The 13,131-nt window shown below is 72.3% G+C and carries 12 protein-coding genes; 4 read left to right on the top strand and 8 right to left on the bottom strand.

Features of this window, described 5'->3' with window-relative positions; translation table 11 throughout:
• Positions 1-48: 48 nt before the first annotated feature.
• Complete coding sequence (locus tag BLR04_RS10340; protein ID WP_090762096.1) at positions 49-1,056, bottom strand: YeiH family protein; 1,008 nt, start codon at positions 1,054-1,056, stop codon at positions 49-51.
• Positions 1,057-1,258: 202 nt separating this feature from the next.
• Here BLR04_RS10340 and BLR04_RS10335 point away from each other — a divergent pair, with 202 nt between their 5' ends.
• The 4 genes from BLR04_RS10335 to BLR04_RS10320 all read left to right on the top strand — a co-directional run bounded on the left by BLR04_RS10335 (position 1,259) and on the right by BLR04_RS10320 (position 5,905).
• A complete protein-coding gene (locus BLR04_RS10335) occupies positions 1,259-2,149 on the top strand; it encodes a LysR substrate-binding domain-containing protein (RefSeq protein ID WP_090762094.1) in 891 nt (296 codons plus the stop codon).
• Positions 2,150-2,280: 131 nt separating this feature from the next.
• The gene (locus BLR04_RS10330) at positions 2,281-3,783 is read left to right on the top strand and encodes a phytoene desaturase family protein (RefSeq protein ID WP_090762092.1); all 1,503 of its coding nucleotides are present in this window, start codon (positions 2,281-2,283) and stop codon (positions 3,781-3,783) included.
• Positions 3,784-3,857: 74 nt separating this feature from the next.
• Positions 3,858-4,562, top strand: coding sequence for a response regulator transcription factor (locus BLR04_RS10325; RefSeq protein ID WP_090762090.1), 705 nt, complete (start codon positions 3,858-3,860; stop codon positions 4,560-4,562).
• Positions 4,559-5,905: a sensor histidine kinase gene (locus tag BLR04_RS10320; protein WP_090762088.1), complete on the top strand. Its 1,347-nt coding sequence runs from the start codon at positions 4,559-4,561 to the stop codon at positions 5,903-5,905. Before BLR04_RS10325 ends, BLR04_RS10320 begins: the two co-directional genes overlap by 4 nt.
• A 4-nt stretch (positions 5,906-5,909) precedes the next feature.
• On the opposite strand, the gene BLR04_RS10315 is transcribed toward BLR04_RS10320, so the two are convergent.
• The 7 genes from BLR04_RS10315 to BLR04_RS10285 all read right to left on the bottom strand — a co-directional run bounded on the left by BLR04_RS10315 (position 5,910) and on the right by BLR04_RS10285 (position 13,108).
• The gene (locus BLR04_RS10315; RefSeq protein ID WP_090762086.1) at positions 5,910-6,176 is read right to left on the bottom strand and encodes a hypothetical protein; all 267 of its coding nucleotides are present in this window, start codon (positions 6,174-6,176) and stop codon (positions 5,910-5,912) included.
• Positions 6,177-6,244: 68 nt separating this feature from the next.
• Positions 6,245-7,096, bottom strand: coding sequence for a helix-turn-helix domain-containing protein (locus BLR04_RS10310; protein ID WP_090762084.1), 852 nt, complete (start codon positions 7,094-7,096; stop codon positions 6,245-6,247).
• 58 nt (positions 7,097-7,154) lie between these two features.
• Complete coding sequence (locus BLR04_RS10305; protein ID WP_090762083.1) at positions 7,155-7,394, bottom strand: hypothetical protein; 240 nt, start codon at positions 7,392-7,394, stop codon at positions 7,155-7,157.
• A 93-nt stretch (positions 7,395-7,487) separates the two neighbouring features.
• On the bottom strand, positions 7,488-8,501 hold the full coding sequence (locus BLR04_RS10300; RefSeq protein ID WP_090762081.1) for a phosphotransferase family protein: 1,014 nt from the start codon (positions 8,499-8,501) through the stop codon (positions 7,488-7,490).
• A gap of 78 nt (positions 8,502-8,579) precedes the next feature.
• Complete coding sequence (locus tag BLR04_RS10295) at positions 8,580-9,341, bottom strand: enoyl-CoA hydratase-related protein (RefSeq protein ID WP_090762079.1); 762 nt, start codon at positions 9,339-9,341, stop codon at positions 8,580-8,582.
• A gap of 94 nt (positions 9,342-9,435) precedes the next feature.
• Complete coding sequence (locus tag BLR04_RS42270; RefSeq protein WP_143022003.1) at positions 9,436-11,580, bottom strand: serine/threonine protein kinase; 2,145 nt, start codon at positions 11,578-11,580, stop codon at positions 9,436-9,438.
• A gap of 166 nt (positions 11,581-11,746) precedes the next feature.
• Positions 11,747-13,108: an FAD-binding oxidoreductase gene (locus tag BLR04_RS10285; protein WP_245740157.1), complete on the bottom strand. Its 1,362-nt coding sequence runs from the start codon at positions 13,106-13,108 to the stop codon at positions 11,747-11,749.
• Positions 13,109-13,131 lie beyond the last annotated feature (23 nt).

Genomic DNA, 13,131 nt, shown 5'->3' with positions numbered 1-13,131 from the left:
CCGAATGACGCAGGGTACGGGGCCCTGGCGCGCCCGTCCACCCGAGGATCACACGAGGAGCAGCACACCGGCCAGCGACGTGGCCCCGATGATGGCCGTGGCGATCCCGCCGAGCAGCACCACCCGGCCGCCCTTGGCCAGCCGCCGCACGTCGATGCCCGTCCCGAGGCCGAACAGGGCCGCGGCCATGAGCACGTTCGTCACACCGGGCGCCGCGTCCGTCACCGCCGTGGGCACCCACCCGGTGGCGCGCAGGGCGACCATCGCGAGGAACGCCCCCACGAACAGCGGCAGGATCGGCGGACGGCTGCCCGTCCCGCCCGGCCGGCGGCCCCGGTAGGAGGTGAGCGCGACGATCGGGGCCAGCAGCACGACCCGGCCCAGCTTGACCGTCACCGCGGCGGCCAGCACCCCCGAGGCCGCGCCGATCGCCGCCACCTGCGCGACCTCGTGCACGGCGGCGCCCGTCCAGACGCCGAGCTGCGCGGACGTCAGCCCCGCGAGCGAGGCGAGAAGGGGGACGACGGCGAGCGAGGCGGTGCCGTACAGGACGACGACGCCGAGCGCTCCGGCCGCGTCCTCGTCGTCGGCGACGTCGGTGCTCTCGCGCATGGCGGCGATCGCCGCCGCGCCGCAGACGGACACGCCCGTCGCCACGAGGAGCGACGTGCCGGGGGACAGGCCGAGCCGGCGGCCGATCGCCGGGGTCACGGCGAAGGTCAGCCCCGTCGCGGCCACCACGATCGCGATCGTCTGCCAGCCGAGGGCGAGCAGCTGCGGCATCGCGATCTGCAGGCCGAGCAACGCCACGGCGACCCGGAGCACCCGCCGCGACACGAACGCGAGCCCCGGCCTCCAGCGTTCAGGCACGCGCGCCAGGCTCGCCAGCGCGGCCCCGGCCACGACCGCGACGACGGCCGCGCTCACCGCGGGGACGTACCGGTTGACCAGCAGTGCGACCACCACCGCCACCGCCGCGGCGCAGAGGCCGGGCCACAGGGTGCCCGCGGCGGACGCGAGGCTTCTGGTACGGGAGGACGGGCGGCGCAGGAGCATGATCCCAGTCTTCTGAGCGCCGGAAACACCCGGTAGACACGCATTGTCTGGGAGGTCATAGCCTGTGGCTCTGACTTTGCCCTCCCCTTACCCGGGGAAAGGGCCCAGCTGTAGCCGGTCGGCCGTCCCGCGTCACCGCCGGTCGCCCGCCGAGAGGACGCTCGTTGAGGTTCCACCCCACCCTCGCCGGTCGAGGCGGCCGATGAGCGCGCTGCCCGACCTCGACTCGCTGCGGCTGCTGGTGGACGTGGGCGAGCTCGGCAGTCTGGGACAGGCGGCGCGGGCGTCCGGCATCGCGCAACCTTCCGCCAGCAAGCGGATGGCCCAGCTCGAACGCCGCCTCGGGCTGCCCCTCCTCGAACGCACGCCGCGCGGCTCCACACTCACCGCCGAGGGGAAGATGGTGGCGGGGTGGGCCGCGCAGGTGCTGGCCGCCGCCGAGGAGCTGGTGCGCGCGGCCGAGGCCGTACGCCACGGGGCGGCCGCGCACCTGCGGGTGGCGGCGAGCATGACGGTCGCCGAGTACCTGGTGCCGCGCTGGCTCGGCGAGTTCCAGGACCGTCAGCCCGGCGTGCCGGTCGGCCTGGACGTGGTCAACTCCGCCGACGTGGCCGCCCGCGTGCTGGCGGGCGAGGTGGAGCTCGGGTTCGTCGAGGGGCCGAGCGTGCCCGCCGGCCTCGACAGCCGGGTCGTGGGGACGGACCGGCTCGTCGTGGTGGTCGCGCCGGGACACCCGTGGACGCGGCGGCGTACCGCGCTGCGGGGCGCCGAGCTGGCCGCGACGCCGCTCGTGGTGCGCGAACCGGGGTCGGGCACGCGGGAGACGCTCGACGTGGCCTTCGCCGGTCTGTACCAGGCCAGCCCGCTGCTGGAGCTGGGGTCGAACTCGGCGGTGAAGGGCGCGGCCCAGGCGGGCGCGGCTCCGGCGGTGCTCAGCCGGTACGCGGTGGAGGCCGAGGTGGCGACGGGCCGGCTTCTGGAGGTGCCGCTCGCGGGCGTGAACCTGGTACGCAACCTCCGCGCGGTCTGGCGCCGCGGCCGCCCCCTGACCCCACCCGCCGCAACCCTCCTGTCGGTGGCCACCCGCCCCTGACTCACGGCGGGTGCGGGAGTTTGTCGGTGGCTGCCCGTCTTTGGGTCTTTGGCGTACTTCGGTGCTGGTGGGGGAATTGTTCAGGAGTGAGGCGTTGACGGGGACATGGGATCTGGTCATAGGGTGCGGGAATGACGTACGACGTGGTCGTGGCCGGAGGCGGGCACAACGGATTGGTCGCGGCCGCTTACCTGGCGAAAGCGGGACGGCGGGTCCTCGTCCTTGAGCGGTACGACCACGTGGGCGGCCTGGCGATCTCGGCGAGGCCGTTCCCCGGCGTCGACGTGCGCCTGTCGCGCTACTCGTACCTGGTCAGCCTGCTGCCCGGCGCGATCGTCCGCGACCTCGGCCTCGACCTCGAGCTGCGCCGCCGCCGGTACGCCTCCTACACCCCCAAGGGCGACACCGGCCTGCTGGTCGACAACGGGGACGAGCTGCGTACCGCGGCGTCGTTCCGTGGCGTCACCGGCGACGAGGCCGACCTGCGAGCGTGGAAGCGCTTCTACAACATGGTGTCGCAGGTGGCCGAGACCCTGGCTCCGACGCTGCTCCACCCGCTGCGCCAGGAGGCCGAGATCGAGCGCCTCGTCGGTCCTGAGGCGTGGCGCGACCTGTTCGCCCAGCCGATCGGCGAGACGGTCGACCAGTACTTCGGCGACGACACCGTACGCGGCGTCGTGCTCACCGACGCGCTGATCGGCACGTTCGCCGACCCGGCCACCGACCTGCTGGCCAACCGCTGCTTCCTCTACCACGTGATCGGGAACGGCACCGGCGAGTGGAACGTCCCGGTCGGCGGCATGGGAGCGGTCTCCGGCGCCCTCGAGGCGGCGGCCAGGAGCGCGGGAGCCGAGATCAGGACGGGCGCCGAGATCGTCGGCATCTCCCCGTCGGGCGAGGTGACCTTCAGGACGGACGACGGCGAGCACACCGTGAACGGCCGGCACGTGCTGGTCAACCTGCCGCCCGCCGTGCTCGACCGGGTGATGGGCCGTACGCCGGAGGAGCCCGAGGGGGCGCAGCTCAAGGTCAACATGGTGCTCTCCCGGCTGCCCCGGTTGAAGGACACGTCGGTGGACCCCCGGGCGGCCTTCAGCGGGACGTTCCACATCAACGAGGGACGCGACCAGCTCGCCACCGCGTACGCGCAGGCGGCCCGCGGCGAGATCCCCGGCCTGCCGCCCGCCGAGGTCTACTGCCACTCCCTGACCGACCCGTCCATCCTCGGGCCGGAGCTGCGGGGGAAGGCGGAGACGATGACGCTGTTCGGCCTCCACATGCCCGCCCGCCTTTTCCGGAAAAATCCGGAGAAGGCGAGGAAGATGGCACTGGACGCCACCTTCGCCTCCATGAACGCCGTTCTCGCCGAGCCCATCCAGGACTGCCTGCTGACCGCCGCCGACGGCACGCCGTGCGTCGAGGTGAAGACGCCCGTCGACCTGGAGCAGGACGCCGGCCTGCCCGGCGGCCACATCTTCCACACCGACCTCAGCTGGCCGTACGCCGACGCGGGCGGATGGGGCGTGGAGACCGAGCACGAGCGCATCCTGCTGTGCGGCGCGGGGGCCCGGCGCGGCGGCGGCGTCAGCGGGATCGGCGGCCACAACGCCGCCATGGCCCTGCTGACGCCCTGAGGACGGACACGAAACACCCGCCTGACCCTTGGCCCGTTCATCGCCTTCTCATGATGAGCCCTTAACGTTGGGGCATGAGTGAGGCCGTACGGTTGCTGGTGGTGGACGACGAGCCCGCGCTGCGTGAGGCGTTGCAGTCGAGCCTCGAGTTCGAGGGCTACAAGGTCGTGACGGCCGCCGACGGGCATCAGGCGCTGGAGGCGCTGGCCGCGGAGAGCTACGACGCGGTGCTGCTCGACGTCATGATGCCGCGGCTCGACGGGCTGACCGCCTGCCGCAGGCTGCGTTCGGCGGGCAACAACGTCCCCGTCCTCATGCTCACGGCCCGTGACGCGGTCGGCGACCGGGTGTCGGGGCTCGACGCCGGCGCCGACGACTATCTCGTCAAGCCGTTCGAGCTCGACGAGCTGCTGGCCAGGGTGCGGGCCCTGCTGCGCAGGGGCGCGCTCAGCGCCACGGGCGGCGCCCGCCCGGGCGACACGCTGGCGTACGCCGACCTGAGCATGGACCAGGCGACCCGCGAGGTCACCCGCGGCGACCGGCGGCTCGACCTGACCCGTACCGAATACCTGCTGATGGAGCTCTTCCTGTCCCACCCGCGTCAGGTGCTGACGCGCGACCAGATCCTCAGCGAGGTGTGGGGCTTCGACTTCGAGCCGACGTCCAACTCGCTCGACGTCTACGTCATGTACCTGCGCCGCAAGACCGAGGCCGGGGGCGAGCCGCGGGTGATCCACACCGTGCGCGGCGTGGGATACGTGCTGAGAGACGGTCAATGAGGCTCGGCAGCCTGCGCACCCGCCTGACCGTGCTGGTGACGGCCGCGGTGGCGATCGCCGTCGCGGGCTGTGCGGTGCTGTCGTACTTCATCGTGGACACGCTGGTCATCCGGCAGCTCGACCACACCATCTACGAGTCGGAGGACCAGGGCGACAAGGACTACCTCAAGCGCGAGTGCACGCCGGACGGCACGGAGAGCATGTTCGACGGCATGGCGACGCTGCTGTACGCCGACGGCACGACGTGCTCGATCGGTCCGCCGATCGTGCCGACGCGCGCGGACATGTCCGCGACCCAGGAGTGGCACGACCCGATCTACCGCTACGGCGTCACGCGCAACGGCAAACGGGTGCGGGTGGTGACCATCAACTTCGACAAGGGCGTGGCGGTCCTGGAGGCGCGTTCGCTCGGCCACATCCAGCAGACGCTGAACCTCGCGATGCTGGCGCTCGGCGGCGTCGCGGTGATGGGCGTGCTGGCAGCGGCGTGCGCGGGCCTCGTCATCTCGCGCGCCTCGCTGCGTCCGGTGGGGCGGCTCACGGAGGCGGTCGAGCACATCGCGCAGACCGAGGACCTCGGCACCCGCATCCCGGTCACCGGCACCGACGAGATCGCCCGGCTGTCGTCGTCGTTCAACGCGATGACCAGTGCCCTCGCCGGCTCGCGCGACCGGCAGAAGCAGCTCGTCGCCGACGCAGGGCACGAGTTGCGCACGCCTCTCACGACCCTGCGGACCAACATCGACCTGCTGCTGCGCAGCGAGCAGACCGGCCGCAGCCTCGACCCCGCCGCGAAGGAGCGGTTGCTGGTCAACGTGAAGGCGCAGTTCGCCGAGCTGTCGACGCTGGTCGCCGACCTGCTCCAGCTCGCCAGAGGCGACAGCGACCACGAGCCGCACGTCGAGCTGGGCTTCCACGAGGTGGTCACGGCGGCCGTCGAGCGGGCCCGGCTGCGCGGCGCGGAGGTCTCGACCGCGCTCAGCCCCTGGTACGTGGTCGGCAGCGCGGCCTCTCTCGAACGCGCGGTGCTCAACCTCATCGACAACGCCGCGAAGTTCAGCCCCGGCGGGCAGGTGGAGGTGCGGCTCAGCCACGGCCGGCTGACCGTGCGCGACCACGGCCCGGGGCTCGACGAGGAGGAGCTGCCGCACGTGTTCGAGCGGTTCTGGCGTTCGCCTTCGGCGCGCAGCCTGCCCGGCTCGGGTCTGGGGCTGGCGATCGTGGCTCAGGCCGTGGCGGAGACGGGCGGCACCGTGAGTCTGAGGAACGCGCCGGACGGCGGGGCGGTCGCCACCATGGAGCTGCCCGGCACTCCGCACCGCGCCTCGGGCGATCAGCTGTGAAGTGTCACGCCGGCAGGGCCGCGAGCAGGAAGGCGAGGCGGGCGGCGGCCGACTCGACGTCGTCGGTCGTGCCGAGGCGGTAGCCCCACGAGGTGATGAACGCGCCCTCGTCGGAGCACGTCACGGTCTCGGCCAGGGTGGTCGAGAAGCGGTTGCGCACCGCCACATAGGCGGGGTCGCTGGCCAGAGCCAGGCTCTGGATGGACAGGTCAGCGTGACGGCGCGCATGCCAAGCGAACCGCTCGAGGCTGACCGCGGTATCAAGCATCATCGCCACCTCCGCAACGTCTCGCGACAGAATTGCACGATCTTGCGTGGGGTGGCAAGCAATTGCTGTGGTTAATGTGAGCTTCGTTGCTGGAAATCGGTAAGAATTCTCATAATGACCTGCCGTCCGGATTCGCCGAACTTGGCCACTTCTGCGAAGTCGTCGAACGCGCGCGCGTAGAAGGCAATGTCGTCCGAATCGCGCAGATTGAGGTCTTTCGTCATGGTTGCCAGGCCGACCATCGAGTCGTCGTAGATCCAGAAGCCGTGGATCGGGCTGGCCGGCAGCTCGGCGTCGAACGGCAGCACGCCGAAGTCGACGTTGGGCAGCGTGCTGACGGCGAGCAGCCGGTCGAGCTGGCCCCGCATCACCTCCGGCGGCGCCATGAGGGTGCGCAGCGCGCTCTCGGCCACGACGAACCGGAACGTCCGCGCCCGGTCGTAGAGGATCTCCTGGCGCTGCATGCGCACGCGGACCGCGGCGTCGATCTCGTCGTCGGCGCTGTAGAGGCGCTTGACCTTGCGGAAGATGTGACGCGCGTACTCGGTGGTCTGCAGCAGGCCCACGATGATGCCGGGCTCGAAGACGCGGAAGAGCGTCGTGCGGGCCTCCAGGTCGCGGATGTCCTCCTGGATCGCGGCGAGGCCGCTGCGGTGGCGCTGCTTCCAGTCGTCGTGCCGGTCGAGCAGCGAGACGGCCCGCCGTACGAGGTCGTCGGCGGTGTCGGGCGCGGCGCCGACGACCCGCGCCCACGCCGTCACGTCGTCGGCGGTGGCCGTCTGGCGGGCGTTCTCCAGGCGTGAGATCTTGGACGGCTGCCATCGCAGCCGCTCGGCGAGGTCCTTGCCCGAGAGCTGGGCGGCCTCGCGCAACTGGCGCAATCTGTGGCCGAGGTCGATGCGCGCCTGCTGGAACGACGTCACGCGGCTAGACAGTAGTCCTGCCGGTGGCGACCGGGCCAGCGTTCACCCTCGATCGTGATCAACCGGTGTTCGAGCCGTCCGGGGGCGGCGTGCCGGGCAGGACGCGGCGGGCGATCTCGGTGAGAAGTTCGCGGGGCACCTCGACCGCGGCCTCGCCGTCGAGCACGTCCCGCAGGTCGGCGAGCGCCTCGGCGTCCGTCACGTGCAGGCCCTGCACGACGATGGTGCCGCGGTCGGTCTCGTACAGGGTGGGGCAGGCGCCCGCCTCCGAGGTGGAGCCGAGGAACCGCAAACGCATGACGATCCTTCCCCGAACCAGATGCAATTGCGCGCAATTGTATATCTTCAGCCCGGGTTTGTGATCGTTGCTGAAAATCCTGATATGTCGTGTTTAGTCCAGGGCGCCCCCCATGAACTCGCGCGCCCGATCGAAGAGTCCCAATGTGGTCGCGTGCAGCAGGTCGCCGATGTCCTTCGGGGCCTTGCCGGCGAACGCGCGCGCGTGCGTGCCCTCCAGCACGATGCCGAGCTTGAAGCAGGCCATGACCGCGTACCAGTCGACGGCCGACAGGTCGCGCTCCGACAGCGCCGCGTAGTACGCGACCAGCTCCTTCGGCTGCGCCAGCCCCGGCACGTGGGCGTTGCCCGAGGGCCACATGGCCACCATCCAGCCGAGGTCGAGCAGCGGATCGCCGATCGTGGACATCTCCCAGTCGACGATCGCGGCCACCCGCGGGCCGTCGCAGGCGAACATCAGGTTGCCGAAGTGGTAGTCGCCGTGCATGATCCCCGGCGTGAACGACCTCGGCACGTGCCGGGACAGCCAGCCGGCCGTCTCCTCCAGCCCGGGGATGTCGGGGCCCGGATAGCCGTCCAGCTCGCCGTAGGAGTCGAGCTCCTTCAGCCAGCGCGGCACCTGGCGTTCCAGGAAGCCGTCGGGACGGCCGAACCCCGGCAGCACCGCCGGGTCGACCCGGCCCAGCTCGGCCAGCGCCGCCGCGGCCTCCAGCCCCATCCGGTGCCTGATCGCCGGGTCGGACGCGTGCGGCTCGGGCAACCCCGTCGAGGGGTTGAACCCGTCGACCGGCTCCATGAGGTAGAAGACCGGCTCCTCGGCGGTCTGCGCGGCCACCAGCCGGGGCGCCGGCACGGACGTGTCGCGCAGCGCCGCCAGCACCCTCGCCTCACGGCGCAGCACCTCGTTGCTCTTGGCGCGGGCGTGCAGGGGAGGGCGGCGCAGGATGTACGGACGGCCGCCGCGCTCGAAGCGCACCATGACGTTCTGCGTGCCGCCGAGGACGGGCGCGGCGGACGTGATCGGCCCGGCGGGCAGCCCCTCGCCGTCCATCCACGCACCGAGGGCGTCGAAATCGATGGCGCCGACGTCGATATGGGTGGTGGTCATGAACCAGCCCCTTCGACAGAAGGATGTTCTGTCGGCTGACCTTACGAGAGCCCGCCTACCCGGTCAACCACGCGCCGGTCACGCCTGCGGCGGCACCCACGACGGCGCGCGCTTCTCCCTGAACGCCGCGATGCCCTCCTGGCCCTCCGGCGAGGTGAACCGTTCGGCCGACAGCTCGGTCATCCGCCGCAGCCCTTCCTGGAACGACAGCTGCGGCACCTCCCTGACCAGGCGCTTGGTGATCGCCAGAGCTTCGGGGCCGCCCTTCATCAGCATCGCGGCGTAACGGGCGACGGTCGCGTCGAGCTCGTCCTGCGGCACGGCCCGCGACAGCAGGCCGATCTCGGCCGCCCGCGCGGCGTCGAACACCTCACCGGTGAGGAAGTAGTCGGCCGCCGCACGGGCGTTCACCCGCCGCAGCACCGGCACGGAGATCATCGCGGGTACGACGCCGAGCCGTACCTCGGTGAAGGCGAACGACGCCGTCAGCGGCGCGATCGCGAAGTCGCACGCCGCCACCAGCCCCACGCCGCCCGCCCGCGCGGTGCCGTTGAGCCGGCACACGACCGGCTTCCGGCTCTCCCAGAGCGTCCGCAGGACGTCCGGGAGCGAGGCCGTGACGGGCGCCCCGTCGCGCTGCTCCTTGAGGTCGGCCCCGGAGCAGAACACCGTGCCCGTGGCCGTCAGCACGATCACCCGGGCCTCCGGCTCGGCCAGCGCCCAGGCGAGCCGGTCAGCCAGGTCGGCGACCAGGCGTACCGACAGCGCGTTGCGGTTGTGCGGCGAGTCGAGCGTGATGGTCGCCACGCCCGCCGTCAGCTCCTTGTGGACCAGGCTCATCAGACACCTCCGAGAAAGCCCCCGCCTCCGGGCGGACGCGGCGAGGGGACAGCACGCTACCCGGTGATGATCTCAGAGCGCCCGCACGGGCCGGTCAGGAGCAGTGGCTCCAGCCGGACTTCCAGCTCTGGCTGCCCCACGAACCGCCCCAGATCACGCACTTCTTCGCCGCGGACAGCGACACCGGCCCCGCGTACGAGGTGAACGAGCCGGGGTCGCTCGCGCTGGCGCCGCCCTGGACCTGGAGGATCGCGTTCATCGACACCTTGGACGGGTGCACGAGCCGCGAGATCGTCACCACGCAGTTCTTCGCCGCGCCGGCGTTGTACAGCAAATAGATGGTGGCGTCCGAGCCCAGCGCGTGCGAGTTGAGGACGCTGTAGCCCGAGCCGCAGACGCTGGTGGGCGTGGTCGTGTTGGGCTCCGCCGGTTGCGAGGTGGCCGTGGGCCTGGCGGTGGCCGTCGGCTTGGGCGTGACCTTCACGGTCGGGGTGGGCCTGGCCGTGGTCGGTTTCGAGGTGGGGGCCTTGGTCGGCGCCGTGGTCGACGGCTTCACCGTGGGCTCGACGCTCTTCGTGCGGGTCCGCGTCGGGGTCGGGACGGTCCGCGACCGGGTGGCGACCGGGTGGCGGGGCGTGCTGGTGATCGTCGCGGGGACGGTCGGCTTCCTCGTCTTCTTGTCCGGCACCTCGATCTCGAGGGTGGGGGTGCCGTCCGCGTCGGAGACGTCGGGGGCGGGGGTCGCGGGCGGCTCCGGCTGTCCGCCGCCTGACCCGCCGGAAGGACCGTCGGACGCGTTGTCCACGGCCACGATCGGGACCTCGCCGCCCTTGCTGTTCGCCTGGACGACGACGGCGCCCGCGACCACGAGCAGCGCCGCGGCGGCGGCCCCTGACAGGGCGAGCGTCACCGTCCGCCGCTGCCTGGGCGGCACGTCGTCGCCCGCCGGGTCGTGGCCGGAGCCGAGCCGCGTGCGCTGCGCCTGTCCCGCGTCCTGCGGGCCGCCGTGCCCGGCGGGCCGGGGACGACCTCCGCTGTGCGGTGCGCCGTGCGGCGGCAGGCCCTGCGGGCCGCCGGGCATGCCGTGCCGCTGCGGGCCGCCCATCGGGCCGGCCGCAGACCCCATCGGGCCGCTCATCGGTCCGCTCTGCGGTCCGCTCTGCGGTCCGCTCTGTGGGCCGCCCTGCTGTGCCGCGAACGGCCCGGACGCGGGCCCCGGCGGCATCCCGCCCTGCGGCCGGCCGCCGTGCGGCGCCGCCGGCCACGGCTGGCCGTGCGGCGGGCCCGCGGGGCCCGGGTGGTGCTGCGCGGGAGCGTTCTGGGCGCCGGGGTGCTGCGCGCCGGGGTGCTGGGCGGGGGGCTGAGCCGCCCCCGCACCGGTGACCTGCGGGCCACCCGCCATGGGGAGGCCGCCCGTGGTGTACGGGGTGGGCTGGCCGGTGAGGTGGGCGATGAGGCCGTCGGCGGTCGGGCGCTGCGCCGGGTTCTTGGACAGGCAGAGGGACACCAGGTCCGCCAGCATGCCCTCCATGCCCCCGAGGTTGGGCTCCTCGTTGAGGATCCGGTTCATCACGACGGGGATGGAGTCGGCGCCGAACGCGGGCTTGCCGGTGGCGGCGTACACCATCGTGACGCCCCACGCGAACACGTCGGCCGCCTCGGAGACCGGGGCCCCGCTCAGCTGCTCGGGCGCCAGGTACGACGGCGTCCCCATGGCCATCCCCGTGGCGGTCGCGCCCGGGGAGTCGAGCGCGCGGGCGATGCCGAAGTCGATCACGACCGGCCCCTCAGGGCCCATCAGCACGTTGGCGGGCTTGAAGTCGCGGTGCAGGATGCCGGCGCGGTGGATGGCCGCCAGCGCCGTCGCCGTGCTGATCGCCAGCCGGTCGAGCGCCGCGCCCCGCCGCGGCCCCTCGTTGATGACGAGCTCCCGCAGCGACGGGCCGGGGACGTACTCGCTGACGATGTACGGGCGGCTCCCGTCGAGGTCGGCGTGCAGCACGGGCGCGGTGCAGAACCGGGCCACCCGCTGGGCCACGGCGACCTCGCGCAGGAACCGGGTGCGGGCGTCGGCGTCGGCCACCAGGGCGTGGTGCAGCAGCTTGACCGCCACCTGCTCGCCGGAGTCGCTCCTGCCCAGGTAGACAACGCCCTGGCCGCCCTCGCCGAGCCGGGTGACGAGCTCGTACGCCCCCAGCCGCCGCGGGTCGTCCGCCGCCAACGGCTGGTGCTGATTCACGTCGGACCCCCATTGCACACCTAACAGATGAGGCAAAACGCTACCAGTGAAGCCTGACGGACGTAGGAGAAGTTTCACGTTCCGCACAAAACGGCTCGCGCGCTGCAGCAGGTGAGCGGCCGTTCACCGGACAGGGCCCGGCACGGTCAAGGTACGGGTCCGAGGATCAGATGGCCTTGCCCGGGTTCAGGATGTCGAGCGGGTCGAAGACCGCCTTGATGCCGCGCTGCACCTCGCTCGCCACCGGTCCCGCCTCCAGCGCCAGCCAGCGCCGCTTCAGCGTGCCCACCCCGTGCTCGCCGGTGAGGGTGCCGCCGAGCCGCAGCGCGGTGGTGAACACCTCGTCGGCAGCGGCCCACACGTTCGCGGGCGGCTCGACGGTGCCGTGGTCGAAGATGAAGACGGGGTGCAGGTTGCCGTCGCCGGCATGGGCCACCGTGCCGATCAGGACGTCGTGCCGCGCCGCCGCCTCCTCGATCGCGCTGATCATGGCAGGGAGCGCCGACCGGGGCACGCAGACGTCCTCGACCAGGCACGCGCCCAGCCGCTCCTTGGCGCCGTACGCCAGCCGCCTGATCCCGATCAGCTCCTCGGCCTCGGCAGGGGTGGACGACACGGCCACGAACGACGCGCCGTTGTCCTCGCAGATCCGCTGCATGCGCTCGGCCACCGCCTGCCCGTCGGAGGCATCCGACTGGCCGATCAGCATGGCCTGGGTCGTGCTCTCCAGCCCGATGTTGCGCCAGTCGTCGATGGCCTGCAGCGTGGTGCGGTCGAGCAGCTCCATGAGGGACGGCTGGCAGCCGGCGGCCATGATCGCCGCCACCGCGGCCCCGGCGTCGCGCAGCGAGCCGAACTCGGCGGCGAACGTCGCGGGCGGCACGGTTGGCGCGCGGCGCAGCCGTACCGTCGCCGAGGTGATCACGCCGAGGGTGCCCTCCGAGCCGACGAACAGGCCGGTCAGGTCGTATCCGGTGACGCCCTTCATCGTGCGCCGGCCGGTGTCGAGCACCCGGCCGTCGGCCAGCACCACCTCGAGGCCGAGCGCGGAGTCGCGGGTCACTCCGTACTTGACGCACCGCAGCCCGCCCGCGTTGGTGGCCAGGTTGCCGCCGATCGTGGAGATCTCGTACGACGACGGGTCTGGCGCGTACATGAGACCGTGCTCCCGCGCGGCCCGGTCGAGGTCGGCGGTGATGACGCCGGGCTCGACGACGGCGATCTCGTCGGCGGGGGAGATCTCCCTGATAGCGGTCATCTTCGCCAGCGACAGCACGATCGAGCCGTCGCCGGCGACCGCCCCGCCGGCCAGCCCGGTGCCGGAGCCGCGCGGCACCACCGGCACACGGTGCTCGCTCGCCCACCGCATCGTGGTCACCACGTCGTCACGGGAGGTGGCGAGCACGACACCGAGCGGCTTGCCAGGCTCCACGAACGTGCGGTCGCGGGCGTAGGAGTCGATCACGTCGGGGTCGGTCACGACGCGCGCAGCGGACAATGCGTTCACCAGGGAATCAATCGGTCTCACGCCATGCACTCTACGGTTTGCAC

The sequence above is a fragment of the Nonomuraea maritima genome, from assembly GCF_900100395.1.
Classification (GTDB): Bacteria; Actinomycetota; Actinomycetes; order Streptosporangiales; family Streptosporangiaceae; genus Nonomuraea; species Nonomuraea maritima.
The sequence above is the reverse complement of the archived record's forward strand: the minus strand, read 5'-3'. Positions and strand labels throughout refer to the sequence as shown.